Origin of the sequence: Neptunomonas japonica DSM 18939 (assembly GCF_000422765.1) — a bacterium.
In the GTDB taxonomy this organism is placed as follows: Bacteria; Pseudomonadota; Gammaproteobacteria; order Pseudomonadales; family Balneatricaceae; genus Neptunomonas; species Neptunomonas japonica.
On sequence record NZ_AUGR01000015.1, the window covers coordinates 26,304 to 43,011 of the forward strand.

General features: G+C 43.8%; 14 protein-coding genes. 7 read left to right on the plus strand and 7 right to left on the minus strand.

Annotated elements, in window-relative coordinates:
• The first annotated feature begins 40 nt into the window (after positions 1-40).
• Positions 41-214 carry a hypothetical protein gene (locus G511_RS24365; RefSeq protein WP_156905198.1) on the plus strand — a complete coding sequence of 58 codons (174 nt, stop codon included), beginning with the start codon at positions 41-43 and terminating at the stop codon, positions 212-214.
• A gap of 43 nt (positions 215-257) precedes the next feature.
• On the opposite strand, the gene G511_RS0110460 is transcribed toward G511_RS24365, so the two are convergent.
• From G511_RS0110460 to G511_RS0110480, 5 genes are all read right to left on the minus strand, one after another.
• Complete coding sequence (locus G511_RS0110460) at positions 258-1,979, minus strand: amidohydrolase (RefSeq protein ID WP_051221873.1); 1,722 nt, start codon at positions 1,977-1,979, stop codon at positions 258-260.
• 8 nt (positions 1,980-1,987) lie between these two features.
• Entirely contained in the window at positions 1,988-2,563 is a 576-nt protein-coding gene (locus tag G511_RS22550; RefSeq protein ID WP_051221876.1) for a TVP38/TMEM64 family protein, read from the minus strand.
• Between the two features lie 423 nt (positions 2,564-2,986).
• Positions 2,987-3,169 carry a DUF1508 domain-containing protein gene (locus G511_RS22555; protein WP_036551864.1) on the minus strand — a complete coding sequence of 61 codons (183 nt, stop codon included), beginning with the start codon at positions 3,167-3,169 and terminating at the stop codon, positions 2,987-2,989.
• Positions 3,170-3,298: 129 nt separating this feature from the next.
• Entirely contained in the window at positions 3,299-4,426 is a 1,128-nt protein-coding gene (locus tag G511_RS0110475) for a diguanylate cyclase (protein WP_028469578.1), read from the minus strand.
• A 368-nt stretch (positions 4,427-4,794) separates the two neighbouring features.
• Positions 4,795-6,327, minus strand: coding sequence for an aldehyde dehydrogenase family protein (locus G511_RS0110480; protein WP_036551865.1), 1,533 nt, complete (start codon positions 6,325-6,327; stop codon positions 4,795-4,797).
• A 327-nt stretch (positions 6,328-6,654) separates the two neighbouring features.
• Between G511_RS0110480 and G511_RS0110485 the strand changes: the two genes are divergently transcribed.
• From G511_RS0110485 to G511_RS0110505, 5 genes are all read left to right on the plus strand, one after another.
• Positions 6,655-7,155 (plus strand): thioredoxin family protein, encoded by a 501-nt coding sequence (locus G511_RS0110485; protein WP_028469580.1) that lies wholly within the window; start codon positions 6,655-6,657, stop codon positions 7,153-7,155.
• A gap of 164 nt (positions 7,156-7,319) precedes the next feature.
• Positions 7,320-8,411 (plus strand): polyamine ABC transporter substrate-binding protein, encoded by a 1,092-nt coding sequence (locus G511_RS0110490; protein WP_028469581.1) that lies wholly within the window; start codon positions 7,320-7,322, stop codon positions 8,409-8,411.
• A 149-nt stretch (positions 8,412-8,560) separates the two neighbouring features.
• Positions 8,561-9,730 (plus strand): ABC transporter ATP-binding protein, encoded by a 1,170-nt coding sequence (locus tag G511_RS0110495; protein WP_028469582.1) that lies wholly within the window; start codon positions 8,561-8,563, stop codon positions 9,728-9,730.
• Positions 9,727-10,683 carry an ABC transporter permease subunit gene (locus G511_RS0110500; protein ID WP_028469583.1) on the plus strand — a complete coding sequence of 319 codons (957 nt, stop codon included), beginning with the start codon at positions 9,727-9,729 and terminating at the stop codon, positions 10,681-10,683. The genes G511_RS0110495 and G511_RS0110500 overlap by 4 nt, the downstream gene beginning before the upstream one ends.
• Positions 10,683-11,504 (plus strand): ABC transporter permease subunit, encoded by an 822-nt coding sequence (locus G511_RS0110505; protein WP_028469584.1) that lies wholly within the window; start codon positions 10,683-10,685, stop codon positions 11,502-11,504. Before G511_RS0110500 ends, G511_RS0110505 begins: the two co-directional genes overlap by 1 nt.
• A gap of 98 nt (positions 11,505-11,602) precedes the next feature.
• Here the strand turns inward: G511_RS0110505 and pdxR are convergent, their stop codons facing one another.
• Both pdxR and G511_RS22560 read right to left on the minus strand, forming a co-directional pair.
• Positions 11,603-13,069: a MocR-like pyridoxine biosynthesis transcription factor PdxR gene (gene pdxR, locus G511_RS0110510; RefSeq protein ID WP_028469585.1), complete on the minus strand. Its 1,467-nt coding sequence runs from the start codon at positions 13,067-13,069 to the stop codon at positions 11,603-11,605.
• 423 nt (positions 13,070-13,492) lie between these two features.
• Positions 13,493-14,824, minus strand: coding sequence for a tetratricopeptide repeat protein (locus tag G511_RS22560; RefSeq protein WP_051221878.1), 1,332 nt, complete (start codon positions 14,822-14,824; stop codon positions 13,493-13,495).
• A 353-nt stretch (positions 14,825-15,177) separates the two neighbouring features.
• Between G511_RS22560 and G511_RS0110525 the strand changes: the two genes are divergently transcribed.
• Positions 15,178-16,605: an APC family permease gene (locus tag G511_RS0110525; RefSeq protein ID WP_169565759.1), complete on the plus strand. Its 1,428-nt coding sequence runs from the start codon at positions 15,178-15,180 to the stop codon at positions 16,603-16,605.
• Positions 16,606-16,708 lie beyond the last annotated feature (103 nt).

A 16,708-nucleotide genomic window follows, 5' to 3' on the forward strand; every position in this document is an offset into this window, starting at 1 on the left:
CTCAAGAGATGATTAGTAACAAACAATAGAGGGTACAGACATGAGCGTTAAAGGCTTTCATTCATACAACAAGCAGTCTTCAGACGAACAGAAATCTAAAACTCGTCAAGAGAAAGCAGGTTCTTCTGTACGCGATCAATCCCTTGATGATAAAAATATGACAGGCGATAAGGCTAAGAAAAGTGCTTATAGTTTTGTCGGTATAGCTGGTTAATTTACTAAGCTACTTTCGCGTGCTTTATATTGAAACCCTAAGATTATCTCTTGGGGTTTTTCGTGTCTGCTGCATAAACAGTGACACCAGCAACGATAGTTTCTAACACTTCTATTTGCCTGATACTCTGTGGGTTTTCTAACGGGTTGCTTGATAGCAACACCAAATCTGCAAACTTCCCTCGCTCTATTGAGCCTCTATTGTTTTCTTGAAACACCTGCCACGCAGCATCAATAGTGATTGATCGTATAGCCTGCATCGTAGAAATTTTCTGGTCTTTCCCAATGATATTTCCACTGAGCGACTGTCTATTAACGGTGCTCCAGAGTAACTGTAATGGGCTAATTGGGGTAACCGGGGCATCTGTGTGTACACTGAACTTAAGCCCTAATGCTGCTGCCGAACCTGTAGGGCTCATCATTGGTCCTCTTTGGGGGCCCATAAATAATTCGATATGTTGGTCGCCCCAGTAATAGGTGTGTGTAGGGAAAAAACTGGGAGTAATCCCTAATGCCTGCATGCTTTTGAGTTGATCGAATCGTGCCATTTGCGCATGTACAAGAATCAATCTTGGATCAGTTGAAGGGGTACGTGTTTGCGCTTTAGCAAAGGCATCAATGATCTGGTCAATCGCCGCATCACCATTTCCATGAATAGCTAATTGGAATCCTGCATCATGATAGGTGCTTACAATAGCGCTGAGTTCTGTTTGCTCAAAGGAAGGAAAGCCCCTGTAGTTTGGTATCTCTTCAGGATTTTTATAAAATGGCTGTGTTAAAAAAGCAGTACGTCCTTGAACACTGCCATCGGCAATGATTTTTATCGGCCCCAAGTAAAAACGTTCAGAGTTAAAATCAGTTTGCTTATAGTTGCCATCTAATAGCTGTTTTCCAAAATCCTGGTGGTTGGGGAAAACAACCATACGAAAGGGGATTTGTCGAAATTGGCTGGCCCAGTAAAGTGCTCGAGTAAGGTTAATGCCAACCCCGCCGCTCTGTGCTGTAGTGATACCATTTTGACTATATTCATCGCGAGCATGCTGGAAAACCTGGTAGTAATCGGTAAATGAAAAATCTTGCAGCAATGTAGTGAGTGACAACGCAGACTTTTCTTGAAGCAGTCCATTTAATTTACCGGTGTTTTTATCTCGTCCAATGACTCCCCCAGCAGGCGATTGAGTATGCTCTGTTATGCCTATTTTTTGCAGAGCAAGGCTGTTAGCTACGCCCATATGACCGGAACTGTGCCACAGGTAGATAGGGTGTTCGCTAGATATACTATCTAGTTCTTGTCTTGTAGGATGACGTTTCTCTATAAGAGACGAGTCATCATAGCCAAAGCCTAACAACCACTTTCCTGGTGGTATTGCTTTAGCCTGCAAGCGCATGCTTTCTAGTAATTGAGCGATATTAGATATTCCGCCCGTGGGAGGTGGGCTCAAGTCAGCAGAAATAGCCGTAAGCCCAGAGCCAGGGAAATGGCTATGCGCATCGATAAAACCTGGAAGCAATGTTTTACCTTGTAAATCTGTGATCTGGGTGTCTTTCTGGATTAGCTTGCGGATACTATTGTTGCTGCCAATAGCCTCTATTTTTCCATCTCGAATAGATATGGCTTCTACGATACGGTTGTTTTCGTCGACAGTGATTATATTCCCATTGATAAAGACTCTATGCCCAGGTGTCGCTGAACTGACAAGCAAAGCCATAACTATGGCGGCTAGTAATGCGATGCCTAAAAGATATGTTGTGATACGTCTTGTCATTGATTGAGTCATCGGAGTGGGTGATGTTTATGTTTTTTATAGATCAGCAGTGCAAGTAAAGCAGAGAGCAGCAGTAGAATAATGCTTAATATAATTTGGCTATTTGAATTGATGTTGAGCCCGTTGCCCGCCATGACAAAAAGTGTGCTTTGCGGCAAAAAGCCTAAAAATGAAGCGCTGAAAAATATTATAGCAGATAGCTTTGTCGCCCCTGAAGCTAGATTCGTCAGCATATTTGTTCCAAAGGGTAGAAAACGAATGGTTAAAATTTTAAGAAATGGCTGCTCAGAGATAAAGGCGTCGACCTTGTTGATAGCTTCAGGAAATCGTCGCTGAACCCAGGGGCGTGCAAAAAAACGAGCAAAGAAAAATGTTAAAAGTGCTCCCAAACTAATACTGAAAATCGCTAATAATGTACCCTCTAATAACCCAAAACTGTAACCGGCAATGAGTGCAATTAACTGTCTTGGTAACCCTATGGCGGCTGCGATAGTGCTTAATACTACGAAGGTCAATATGCCTAAAAAACCATGTTCATTGACCCATTCACCTAGCGCTTTAGGATCAATATATGACTCAATCAACGGTAATAAAGGAAAGGCATAACTAAACCATGCTATGACTAACGCGATTAGCAGAAGAAGTGCTAATGCTATTTTATAATGCAGGGGCTTAATAAGAACTCCATTTATTAATGATGGATAGTTTTTAATGAGAAAGGGGCTTTCTCATTAAGTTCAACTATCTGTTAATGGCCAATTTATTAGCTCTATTTTTATTGATGTATCTTATTGTAGATTAGGCTGGTTAACCTATGTGTTCATTCCCGTAGCTAATGTACTTGGGAATAGTCGAGTAAGAGTTTGGTGAATACTGAGTGTTGTATGCTTCTATGTGCGACTCTTCAACGAAGAAAGGGGGGAGACTTATAAGATTGTGATGAATGCTAAAGCTAGAGTTACCCAAACATACCGTTAATCCTAGTGCTTCTTTTTATACGTGGTGTTTTAGTGTTTGTAGTTTGTAACGAGAACTTTCTGAAGCATTTTCTTTACAGACTTTATACAACTTACAGCATGATGTTTGGGCTTAGAGCTTTCAGGTTTGGCAATATTTTTGTCGTTTTCAATTTTCAAACGGAAACGATACTCTCCCTTTCTATCTTGATACAGCTCTAGCTCTGTGGTCACGATGACACTTCCTTGTTTTAATATTCGGCCATGATAGTGTGCTCCATCTGAACATAAGCTTATGCAATTTAATAATTACCTACTTTCTATAGGTGAAAATTTATCGGGTCCATTTTAGCTATCGATATGCTAAATGAGTTGAGCCTGATTACGGCCCATCTGTTTGGCTTGGTAAAGAGCGGTGTCTGCTGCCCGCAGTAATTCATCGATATTCTCGTATGAGTTTTTCGTCAATACTGCAATGCCTGCACTGATCGTGATGATGCCTAGAGGTGATTGGTCGTGCGGTATTTCAAGTTGTGCTATTGAAGTACATATCCTGTCAGCCAAATGTTGCGCAGCCGTATTATTGGTGTCAGGTAAGATCAGTAAGAATTCCTCTCCGCCATAGCGTGCGACGAGGTCTCCTGCACGTTGTACGCTACCTTGTAAGGTGCTAGCCACGCTTTTCAGGCACTCATCTCCTGCTTGGTGGCCATACAGGTCGTTATATTTCTTGAAAAAATCGACGTCTAGCATAATCAAGGTGAATGGTCTTTCATGTCGTCTCGCTATCGTCCACTCTCTCTTTAGGGCTTCGTTCATGGCGCGCCGATTGGCAAGGCTGGTGAGCTGGTCTGTATTTGATTCTTCTTTCAGCTTCAATTGGGCCTCTTCGGTAAAGCTAAGTAAAGAGAAGACGCCGCTGATGACACTAAATGCTGGCCATATTATTTGTGATGAAATCATGGTTTTGCTAAACAATTCAGGTGCAAACTCGAGTAAAAAAGAACGAGCAACAACACAGATTGCCATGAAAAAACAGGCGTAAGACAGGATGATGTCGGACGGGTTTCTATTCTTTTTTATTTTTATAAATAAATAACCAATGCAACAAAATGCTGAAGGCACAAAGAGAGCGCTCACATGCAAAGCGTCATTAAAATTACTGTGATATATGAAAAAGGCCAAAGCAAAACAGTTTATCAAAAACAGGCTTAATATAGAGGCGAGTGGTAAACGGCACTCACACCGTTTGAAGCTAAATACCACCATTCCCCAAATAAATGCTGAAGATAGAACTGCTGATATGATTTTTAAAAATACGTTTATATCAAATGTGTAAAGAAACCAGCTAAGGCAGTTTGCAGAAAAAGCGACGATGAAAAAGAATATAGATTTCTGTTTTCCATCAGGGTCAGCAACTCGTGTACCTGAGAAAGCTAACACTAGATTGATTAATGCGACGGTGAAAAAATAGGCCTGTTCAGTCGTCATTTATTTTTCTCAGAAGGTTGGGTTTCTGTAATGCTTTAACGCGTGTATAGCGGAGCTCTTCAGAACAGCCCTAATGGTAAACCATTGCTAACATGACATGTATTATGGATAGCTTAATTTGATTTCGCTAATGTTAATTTCACTATACCTGAGCAAATTACCTGCTAAAAGTTTGCTGGTTCTACGTAGCGAGGGTGGGATTAGTGGAGTACTTCTACGTGGCGGAGGCTTCAAAGAGGCGGGAATTCAAACTACCGGTAGCGTCCATATTAGTTATAAGCAAAAAAACGCGCCTTTCGGCGCGCTAAATCCAGCTATTGATGAAGCGGTATCTATTGAACCGCTACGAATAGTCTGGCAACACGGAACTAACTGGCAACACAACTACGTACAGCCGAATCGCTATTTGCGGCAGGAGCCGCACTGCCTGCTTTTGGGTTAACAACACGAACAGTGGCTACTTTGTTCTGAGTGAAGAAATCAACCGCACTTTTGCCCTGGACTTTATTGTTACCTACTAACGATCCTTTAATACCGCCGAACGGTAGGTACGGATGCGGAGCACAGATACCTACGTTAACGCCAACCATCCCTACGTCGGCCTCATTGATGAATTTTTCGGTGTAGTAACTGTTCTGAGTAAAGATGACAGCGCCATTGCCCATCTCATGGTTTTTAATCATGCGCAGGGCGCCATTGATGCAGCCTACTTTCATCACATTGAGTACAGGGCCAAAGATCTCTTCGCGAGCGATCTGCATGCATGGGGTAACATCAGTGAATACGGTCGGGCCAACAAAGTAACCATTCTTATTTCCTTCAGCTACATGAGGGTTGCGTCCGTCCAGCGCTAGCGTGGCTCCTTCATTCTGGCCGATCTCGATATAGTTCTCGATTCGCTCTTTAGCTTTGGCAGAGATTACTGGGCCCATAAATACATCCGGGTCCATCGCATCGCCGATAGTAATGTTTTGAGAAGCTGCGAGCAGACGCTCAACAAACTCGTCGTAGATCTCAGGCACCACCGCAATATTGGAAACGGCCAGGCAGCGCTGGCCAGCAGATCCGTATCCTGACATCAAAATATTTTCGATCATCAGGTCCATAGGTGCATCTTCCATTGCTACCAGAAAGTTCTTGGCACCCCCTAGCAGCATGGTCTTTTTACCGCCACGGCCACAACCTTCAGCGATCGCTTTAGCGGTTGGTGTCGAGCCTACTAGGCAGACACCGGCAACATTATCATCTTCGTACCAGGCTTCTACTGTTTCACGGTCACCATGAACGATGTTAACCACACCGTCCGGTAGGCCAATATCTACCAGTAGCTGCATCATCTTCTGCATAAATAGAGGTGATTCAGTGGATGGCTTGTATACAAAGGTGTTGCCGCTGCCGATGGCAAACGGGATAAACCAGCCAAATACCAATGCAGGAAAGTTGAAAGGTGCTACGCCACAAAAAACGCCCAAAGGAGCTTTGATAATACGGCCGTTGATGTTGTTAGCGATGCCTTGTACGGTTTCGCCCTGAATCATGGCAGGGATAGAGCAGGCCATCTGTAGGATTTCAATGACTCGGCCCACTTCACCACGAGCTTCTGCAATGTGCTTAGCCTGATCGATAGCAATCGCTTGGGCTAGCATTTCGAGGTTATCCTTCATTGCCTGCTGCATATCGAAGATATAGTTCATACGCTTTGGCAGCGGGGTAGCGCTCCAAGCTGGAAAAGCTTCGGCTGCAGCAAGGACAGAAGCACGGGAGGTTTGCACAGCAGATAATGGCACCTCGCCGATTACAGCACCTGTTGATGGATTTTTCAGAGGCTCATACTGGCCGTTGGTTTCGTCGAGCCACTCTCCGTCAATATGATTTTTTATCTTGATATATTCCGTATTCATAAGCGCCTCAATTTCATAATTCCACGTGTGAAATTATTTTTATTGTAGTTAAACTTTTTTGGTCTTCGTTTATTAAGGCGATGGTATCGGGGCTGTTTATAAAGCTGATAGACCCAACGTCTGACAATATAAAGAACCATTACTCTGTACATGGTTTTTAATTTTATTTAATTGAAACAAGGTGGATCCAACCGGTATCACAATTTACCGAGCTGTTGGTTCTACGTCTTAATATCTGACGAGGTAACAATGGATGCTGGGTTTATTGATGGATCTAACATTAGGATTCTTACCTAGGGCATCTGTAGTGGGGGAAAGGCAGTAAAGATGAAGTTATATAAAACGTTATTTGAACTCGGTGATAATTTTCATACCTATGTCGGGCGTGGTACTTCGCAGGAAAGGCAGGCTGTTGCAAAAATATCTGCTCTATTGGAAGCGCCGCAAACATTGCCACAGGCTACGTTGGATGCTCTGTCTGGGGTAACGGGGAATTACTATTTATTAGTAGCCGCAGAGATGTGGTGTCCGGATTGCCAAATCAATGTTACAGCGCTGAATAAGATGTGTGAGTTACAACCCAACATCCAGATGGCTGTTATATCTAAAGGCAGGGCTGAAGATGAAATTATGGAGAATCTTGGGATGGATAAAATCCTGATTCCTGTGGTGGCAATTCTCGACAGCTCTTTTCAGGTAGTTGGCAGATTTGTTGAGGGGCCTGCACCAGTGGCGGTGTCGGACCCTGAGGAAAAAATAAAAAAAGCGTATAGAGAAGGAAAATACCTTAGTGAAACATTATGTGAAGTTCTAGAACAAATTAAGTAAATACTGGGAGGCTTACTAATTATTCTTGTTCTTTAATTCTTTATGTATCAGATATTAATAAGATTGATAAGAAAATAATAATAAATGTTCTTTGTTAATAAAAACAAAGGTCATCTTAGATATTCACTTTTTAAAAGTGATAGATATGTGTAATGGAGAATAATATGAAAATTAAACACGTTGGCTATTCTGTGATGTTATCCGCGTTATTGTCGGCTGTTGCAGTAGCAGAAGGTAAAGTTGTCAATGTATACAACTGGGCTGAATACCTTGACCCACAAGTGGTGGAGGAATTTCAGAAAGAGACCGGTATTAAGGTTAACTATGATGTTTATGACTCCAATGAGATGCTCGAAGCAAAGCTGATGTCGGGTAGTTCTGGTTATGATGTGGTAGTGCCCACCGGTTTTTTTCTAGAGCGTCAGGTTAAGGCTGGAATCTATGCAGAAATTGATCGCCAACAATTAAGTAACTATGGCAACCTCGACCAGAATATCATGAATAAAATCGCTTCCCATGATCCGGACAATAAGCATAACGTTCCTTATGCTTGGGGTACGATTGGGCTGGGTTACAATAAGCAGATGATAGAAGAGCGGCTGGGAGATCTACCTGTTGATAGCTTAGATCTAATTTTTAAACCGGAGGTTGCTGCCAAATTGGCTGACTGTGGTATAGCCGTATTAGACTCGCCATCTGAGATTGTAGGTATTGCGCTTAACTATCTGGGTATTGCTCCTAACTCAGAAAAAAAGACTGATTTGAAAGCAGCCAGTCACCTTATTAGCGGTGTACGTTCCAACTATAAATATTTTCACTCTAGTAAATACTTGTCCGATTTGGCTAATGGCGATATCTGTGTGGTATTGGGCTATGGCTCAGATGTGCTAATGGCGCAAAGCCGCGCACAAGAAGCGGGTCAAGGTGTGGAAATCGATTATGTTATTCCTAAGGAAGGTTCTTTGGTCTGGTTTGACCTGCTGGCAATACCTGCAGATGCTCCGCATCCACAGGCTGCTCATCAGTTCTTAAATTACATTCTACGTGGCGAGAATCACGCCAGTATTTCAAATTATGCTTTAACAGCAGTTGCTAATAAAGCGGCAATGCCTTACTTACTCGAAGAAGTGAGTACTAATCCCGGAATATATCCCACTGCTGAAGTGACGCAGAAACTATTTCCTATGAATGCTCATAGTGCTAAGTACGATCGTCTACTAACCCGCGCTTGGAGCAATATAAAAACTGGCCGCTGAGTGGTTTTTAATTTAGGTGTGAGTGTTAGCACGCTAAATTCTCTTTCTCTGATCCTACAGTTACTAAATAAACCTTTGTGCAGTCGCAGACTTAATTAGGCAAAGGTTCATTTAAATGCTTATCCACAGAAGAACTGCCAAGGGGCCTTATGAATTTATCCCAGAATAATAGTCAGTTAGTGCCCGCTGCACTGACCAGTACCAACCTGCCATTATGGAAGCAGGAAGGTGCGGAACCCTTCTTAAGGATTGAGAATATAACTAAGAAATTCGGCGAGTTTTCTGCAGTCGATAATATCTCGTTGGATATTTATAAAAATGAATTATTTTGCCTACTGGGTGGTTCTGGTTCAGGCAAGAGTACTTTGTTACGGATGTTAGCCGGCTTTGAAACGCCTACTAGCGGGCGCATTTTGATCGATGGTGTTGATATGTCCGGTATTCAGCCCTGGAAGCGGCCGGTAAATATGATGTTCCAGTCCTACGCCCTATTTCCTCATCTATCGGTAGAGGAAAATGTTGCCTTCGGGTTAAAGCGAGAAGGTATTGCTCGTAGTGAAGTTAAACAAAGAGTGGGGGAAATGCTTGAACTGGTGCAGATGTCGCATCTAGGAAAACGTAAACCCCATCAGCTGTCTGGTGGTCAGCGACAGCGTATTGCTCTGGCGCGTTCTCTAATTAAACAACCGAAGTTACTGCTTTTAGATGAACCGCTAGGGGCATTGGATAAAAAGCTTCGAGAAGAGACTCAGTTTGAACTGATTAATATTCAGGATGAGCTGGGGGTTACCTTTGTAGTGGTGACTCACGATCAAGAAGAGGCAATGACCTTATCGACTCGAATCGGTGTAATGAACCATGGTGAGATTGTTCAGATAGCTGAGCCCCATGATGTTTATGAATATCCGAACAGTCGTTTTGTTGCAGAGTTTGTTGGCTCGGTAAATCTGTTTGAGGGGCGAGTGATTGAAGATGAACCGGACCGCGTTCGGGTGCAGTCTAAAGAAGCGGGGGGAATGTTGTATGTAAGTCACGGTATTAGCTGTGCGCCTAACCAGAAGGTGCATGTAGCATTGCGCCCAGAAAAAATTCGTATTAGTAGCAAACAGCCGCCTCAAAATGAAAACTGTATCCATGGTGTGATTGAAGAGATTGCTTATATGGGTAGCCAGTCGGTTTATCGCGTTCGCTTGGCCAGTGGTATGGAAGTACGGGTAACTCAGCCAAACTTTGCCAGAGATATGGATGAGCGGTTTACTTGGCAAGATCAGGTTTATCTATTTTGGGAAGTTGGTAGCAGCGTGGTACTAACTTCATGAGTATTCAAACTGGTGCGGCGTGGGTGGATTTTGCTTCATCTCGGTTGGCGCGATATAAACTTTTCAACGGCGTAAATTGGGGGCGTTTTGCTGTTATTTCTGTTCCTACGCTTTGGTTGGGAATATTCTTCTTTGTGCCTTTTCTGGTGGTGTTTAAGATATCCCTGTCAGAGAGCGCCATCGCTATCCCCCCTTACACGTCACTATTGGATTGGGATCTGGAGGAGGCCTACATCAACATTAAGCTGAACCTGGGTAACTATCTTTATCTGTTTGAAGATACTTTTTACCTAGAAGCCTACCTTAGCTCAGTAAAGATCGCCGTTATCTCTACCTTTTTCACTCTGCTAATAGGCTTTCCAATAGCTTATCTGATCGCTCGTAGTAAGCCTTCAACACGCACACTGTTGCTATCGTTGGTGATTTTGCCATTTTGGACGTCATTCTTACTACGGGTTTATGCCTGGATGGGATTATTGAAGAAGAACGGCATCGTTAATGAGTTCTTACTTAATATTGGTATTATCGAGCAGCCTTTGACGATGTTGCAGACTGATTTTGCGGTTTACATCGGTATTGTTTATACCTACCTGCCATTTATGATATTGCCTCTTTATACCGCGCTGGAAAAAATGGATATGACGTTGCTGGAAGCCGCGGAAGATTTGGGGGCTCGGCCTTCGATCAGTTTTTTTCTGATTACAGTTCCGATGGCGGTGCCGGGCATTATTGCTGGCTGCCTATTGGTATTTATACCTGCAGTAGGTGAGTTCGTTATTCCGGCCCTTCTGGGGGGCTCAGATACACTGATGATCGGTCGGGTACTGTGGGACGAATTTTTTCTCAACAGAGATTGGCCGATGGCCTCTACTGTTGCCATCGTGATGCTGGTTGTGTTGGTGCTACCCATCATGTTGATCCGTAATAGTCAGGGCAAAGAGGAGGGGGTGTAATGCAACGCCAATCTTTGTTTTTAAAAATGACGGCGACACTCGGGTTTATCTTTCTTTATGCTCCGCTGATTGCGCTGATTGTATACAGCTTTAATAAGTCGAAGCTGGTAACCGTATGGGGTGGCTGGTCGCTGAAATGGTATGGAGAGCTGTTTCGCAATGAACAGATTATTGATGCGGCCTTATTAAGTCTTAAGATCGCTTTTATTAGTGCTTCATTGGCAGTTGTGCTGGGTACGATAGCGGGGTTGGTGCTGAGTCGCTTTGGGAATTTTCGTGGCAAGTTGATTTTGTCTGGTTGGATTACCGCCCCGTTAGTAATGCCGGAGGTAATTACCGGCTTGTCATTGTTATTATTGTTTGTTGCGATGGAAGGGGCATTTGGTTGGCCCGCAGGTCGTGGTATTGGCACCATTATTATTGCCCACACAACTTTTTGTATGGCCTATGTAGCAGTGGTCGTGCAGTCGCGGCTTTCGCAGCTAGATGACACGCTGGAAGAAGCCGCAATGGATCTTGGCGCTAAGCCTGCTTCATTGTTTTTTCTGGTTACTCTGCCATTAATAAAACCAGCGTTAATTTCCGGTTGGCTACTGTCTTTTACCCTATCATTGGATGACCTGGTAATTGCGAGTTTCGTGTCTGGACCAGGCAACAGTACGCTACCCATGTTGATTTTCTCTAAGGTCCGTCTGGGTGTATCGCCAGAAGTTAATGCTTTGGCTACGATTATGATTGCTGTTGTGGCACTTGGCGTCTTTGCCGCAATACTGCAAATGCGTAGGCAGATACGGTTAACTGTGGCTGCAAATCAAGCTTGATTGAAAGTGTTAATAGCTGTTGGTCATACAGATATAGCTGTCAGGCTAACGTTCGGCTTAATTAAGCCCTCAGAAACGAGGGCTTAATTATGGGGGTATTAGCCGAGCTGGTTTTCAACCAATTTAGCTAAACGTTCTAGCCCTGGTCGAATACGTTCAGTTGCGATAGATGAATAACCTAGCCGGAAACAATTCAACGGCGGGGTATTACAGTAGTAATAAATATCACCGGTTTCTATAATAATCCCTTGATCCATCGCTTCCTGTTTCAGCCGGTGGCTGTTGAGTTGCTCATCACATTCGATCCAATATGCAGAGCCTCCGAATGCCGGCGGTATTGTCGTATTAGGTAGCAGATCGTTGATACTATCTTTCATGATGTTCCAACGGTTTTCGTAGACTTCAAGCAAGTTTCGGATGAGTGAGTCATGGTAACCCCGCTCTAAGAATAGCCCGACGGCACGTTGGTTATTCATGGGTGGATGGCGCAGCATCATACGGCGAAACTCACGCATTTCTGTGATCAGCTCTTTTGGCGCGACGATATAGCCCATTCGTAATCCCGGAGATAGCGTTTTCGAGAGGCTGCCGATATAGATTACACGTTCATTAGTATCTAGACTTTTCAGGGCAGGAGTCGGATAGGATGAAAAGTTGGTTTCGCACTCATAATCATCCTCAATAATAAGAAAATTATCTTCTACTGCGCGTTCAAGAAGTGCTTTACGATTTTCTAACGGCATAGTGACCGTAGAAGGGAATTGATGGCTGGGGGTGGTAAAAATTAGATCGCACTCATCAAGCTCGTCATTGACGATCAGACCGTTCGCATCAATATCTAGGCAGCGGGTTTCTGACCCAGTAAATTCTGCCATGCGATTCAGGTCTGGGTAGCCAGGCTCCTCTAAACCGAATAGCGTATCTTTATTAAGCAATACATTCAGCGTCATATAGAGTGCGTGTTGTGCTCCTACTGTGATGAGGATCTCTTCAGGCTCAGCCCAGATGCCCCTGCGTGGCAAAACTCTAGAGTGAATCTGTTCTATTAGAAGAGGGTCGTCGGCGTCATAATGATCTGATGACCAAGTTTTTGCTGCCTGAATCCGTACCGAGTCGAGACAACATTCACGCCAATGGTTGAAGGGAAACATTTCTGGATCCAGCTGGCCGTAGATGAAGGGGTAAGGTGACTCCTGCCAGAGGCGTTGTTTATTCAGTCTCTTGGTTGTCGGACGAAATTTAAGAAAATGCCCCCAGTCCGGTGTGCCGTTAGTGCTGATTGTTTTCTCTGTTTTTCCGCAAATATTACCTTTTAGAATAGTAGGGTCAACGTAAAACCCTGCTCGTTCTTTGGAGATAAGGTAGCCATCGGCAATCAGGTCTTGGTAAGCAATAATGACTGTATTACGAGAGATCTTCAGCATTTTAGCCAGTTCTCGAGTGGAGGGTAGCTGAACATCTGCAGGGATATGACCTTCAAGAATTGCTTTGCTGATTTGTGCACGTACCTGTTGCTGCAATGTGGCAGTACTGTCGGGAGAAAGGTGAAAAAGTTGTTTAAACATGGCGGGCCAGCCTCATTGTTTCCAGATATTCTTAAAGCAAAAAACCACCATGCCAAAAGCGGGTGGTGAAGCTATCAAGCCTGTCTGAAACGAACGGGTTAATTATTTATTCTGAATAACGTTCGTTGATGTAAAAGTTGATGTAAAAAAGGTTTCTTATTTGTGCTGTTATTGAGTAAAAAATACTTTTTGAGATTAGCGTAATTATCGCTATATCTGTTGTCTAGTAATAGCAGAGGCACCATCTTACCGATCTTTACAGTTTTTTTGGGAGTGTTTTTTTAGTTATTGATTGGCTATGTTAATAAGAATAAGTGAGCTTTGTTATCGCCTCAGGCGTTTGTTGTTCTGATTTTACAGTTATCATTACCTATTAAATCGGACTTCAGTGGCTACTTCCATCCGATTTATGAGTGTCGGAACTTAGTTCATTGCCCTGATCTGCTCTAGCTTGCTTAGGTTGTATGGGCTCTGAGGGCGCGCCATCAGACGCTCATTCACGACTGCCTGAGCCAGTGTCCTGTTGTCTGAACGGATCGCCGCTTCCAGAAGAGTACGAGCCAGCACATCACGCTGGGCGTGACTTCCGCCAAATTGGGCATTGGTGTTCTTTATAGCCCAGAGTTTATTGGCCGCGGTCTGATAGTCACCCTTACCAAAGGCATAGAAGGCTTCGCAGGTTGGCAACCCCGTTTGTATAACCATGGCATGGTTGGTAACGCTACTATCGCCATGAATTGCATAGTCTTTCATCTTGTTGAGTAGTGTTTGTGCCGCATTGTCGTTCCCACTGGCAGCATAGGCGAGCATGGCATGGGCGTCATTGAACGCATAGAAGAGCTGATCATCTTTTTTCTGCCAAGAATCGCTTAGCTCATATGCTCTATTACCCAAGTCTACGCCCTCTAAGTGAAGCCTCCATAATACTGAGGATGCATCTACTAAAGCCATCGGGATAGGCTCAATACCCGTCCAGTGTACATATTTGTCATAGAGGTCTACCGCTTCGGCTAACTCGCCAGTTTCCAATAAGTACAGGCCCTGATGAATCGCATTGTGTGAAATCATCACATTATCTTGAGACCAATGCTTTTCGTATTCACGCATAAAGTTGGCACCTTCGTTGAACTTACTCTGCATCTCGCGGGAGTGAGCAACGGCGTGTATACCCCAGATGTCCTTAGGGTTGATCGTGACGGCTTCCAAAGCTGTTTGTTCAGCCAGCTCATAACGCCCCGTTTCTTCTTGGCCGAAGCTTAGCATTCCTAGTAGGAAGCCATAGAGTGGGTGCTCTTTATCCCACTCAGGGAGTACTCGGCAAACTCGATCGAGTAGATTTAAGGCATCGCCTAGAAAGAAGTCCAGCTGGTGGCCGCTAAGAAGTGCCATAATATCTAGGGGATATTCGACCAGTATCTGGTCTAATTGCTGTGACGCTGAACGTAGATCACCTTTAGCCCACGTGGTTAGGGCGGCGATATGCATCCGCTCTCGGCGATTTAGTTGAGACGAGTTAACATGAGCGATAGCTTGCAGGCTTTGTTCTGTCCATTGCAGGTCATCTTTGTCGGTAGCCCAGAGGTTGATATGACCGTTGAATACCTGACCCATCACAAAACTGGATTCTACCTCCAGCATTTTGACGGTGGTAGGTACTGGGTTTTTAAAGTGACATAGCTCCGCTACAGCAATATTGTAAAGATCGAGTGCTTGCTGGTTGTGGACGGTAACGTCCAAATTTGTCAGGTCTTTCATTACTCGGTTTCCTTTTTTATTTGAATAGCCTTGTCGAGGTAATACCCGGCAGCGATCTCATGCTGTCGGTCAACAAATTTCTTCTTGTAGCCAAGGTATCACTGGAATCGAAGTTTAATAGGTCCAGCATCATTGTGTTTTTGTGACAGAGGCCACCGCACGGCTTTCTAAAATGCTAAATAATGCGGATGGAACCAACGATGTCGGTTTTAAAGATGCTGTTGGGTCTAAGGTTATTTGTTCTTCACACGTATTTATTTAAAAGGCTAAAAACTAGCAGGTTATTTTTTAATAAAAATCAGACAAGGTTTTTAGCAGAGAAAATTAATAAAAATAAATATTGTGAGGACATTATGGATAATAAAAAGATTCACCTTTCACGTACGTTAGGTACGTGGGATGTGATGGTCGCTGGTATAGCGTTGGTCGTCGCTGCTAGTACTATGGTTACCGATTTTGCAGGCTTTTTCACCTTGGGTTGGGGCTTTGTTGTCGCCTTGGTTATAGCTGGTGCAATTAATATGCTGTTGGCAATGTCGGCGGCAGATTTAAGCGTTCGCTATCCCAAAGCGGGTGCTTTATATGAATATTCTAAAGATCTGTTTTCTGGGCGCCTAGGTGCATTAATCAGTGTATTTGTGGCGTTGTGTTTCTTTATTATGATCAGCTTCGGCATCTCTGGAGAGATCGCCGCTGGGGGCCATGCTCTGAAAGCGCTGTTTCATTCGGATATCGGGGTGCACTACTTTGTTGGCATTATCGTTGTGCTGGCAGTGGTTCCAAACCTCTTAGGCGTGAAGGAAGCCGCTTGGGTGAGCGCATTGCTGCTGATTTTTATGTTGGGAATACGTTGGTTCTTTGGTCTAGCCGGTTTTCTTGGCTGGGGTGAATTTGGTGAATGGTCATCTGCAAATATGGTTCCTGAAGGCGGCGTTCCAGGGTTGTTTGGTGATGGCGGTATTATCATTGTTGGTTTAGGGTTGGCGATTTGGAGTTTTGTAGGTATTGAGTTTGGCTGTGCTCTAGCGGAAGAGGTCAAGAATCCAGCAAAATCGATGCCTATGGGCTTGATGTTAGGTATTCTGATTATCTTAGCTACATCCATTATGATGGGCGTCGGGGTAACCGGCACTGCGCCTTTAGAGTTCTGGCAAACCTTGGCTGCATCAGAAGCAGCTTGTTCAGGTGATTGTCCGCAATTGGCGATTGGCCAACACGCTTTTGGCGCTACTGGTTTTACTTTAATGGCAATTGCCTCTGCTGCTGCAACGTTGGGTACTGCAACGGTTGCTATTGCAGCTCTTTCTCGTCTGTTGTTCTCTATCGCTCGTGATGGACTATTGTTTGGTGAAACAATTTCCACATCATTTGCTTATCTTAATCCTAAATCTCATACACCGACTGCCGGTATTTTGCTAACGGCGGTGTTCCTAACAGTACCTTCTATGACAAGTTCTAGTGTTATTGAGTTGGTATTTAGTGGTGCCTATGTTTGGGTTATTTCCTATGTGATTTTCCATGTCTATTCGTTGCTCGCACGTTACCGTAATGACGGTTCTGTTCCGGCCTTTGGTGATTGGTACAAAGGGTTTGCTGTTATCGGCGCAATATCTACCATCGTTGCAATCTATTACGCTTTCCTAGGAGGTCATTCAATTTATGGTGTTAAGGCGCTGATTATGGCCTGTGTATCCTTTGCTATTGCTGTTATATCCGTGGTGATGGCGGAGCGTCGTAAACCTGAAGTTGAAGAAGCGTTGCAGGAAAATGTAGTTAATTGATAGTGGATAAAAATTACGGCAGGTGACACCTGCTGTAATATTTTTATATTTACTGCAGTTCATTACTTAAAGGTTATCTCGTTAGTATTTACTCTGATTCCAA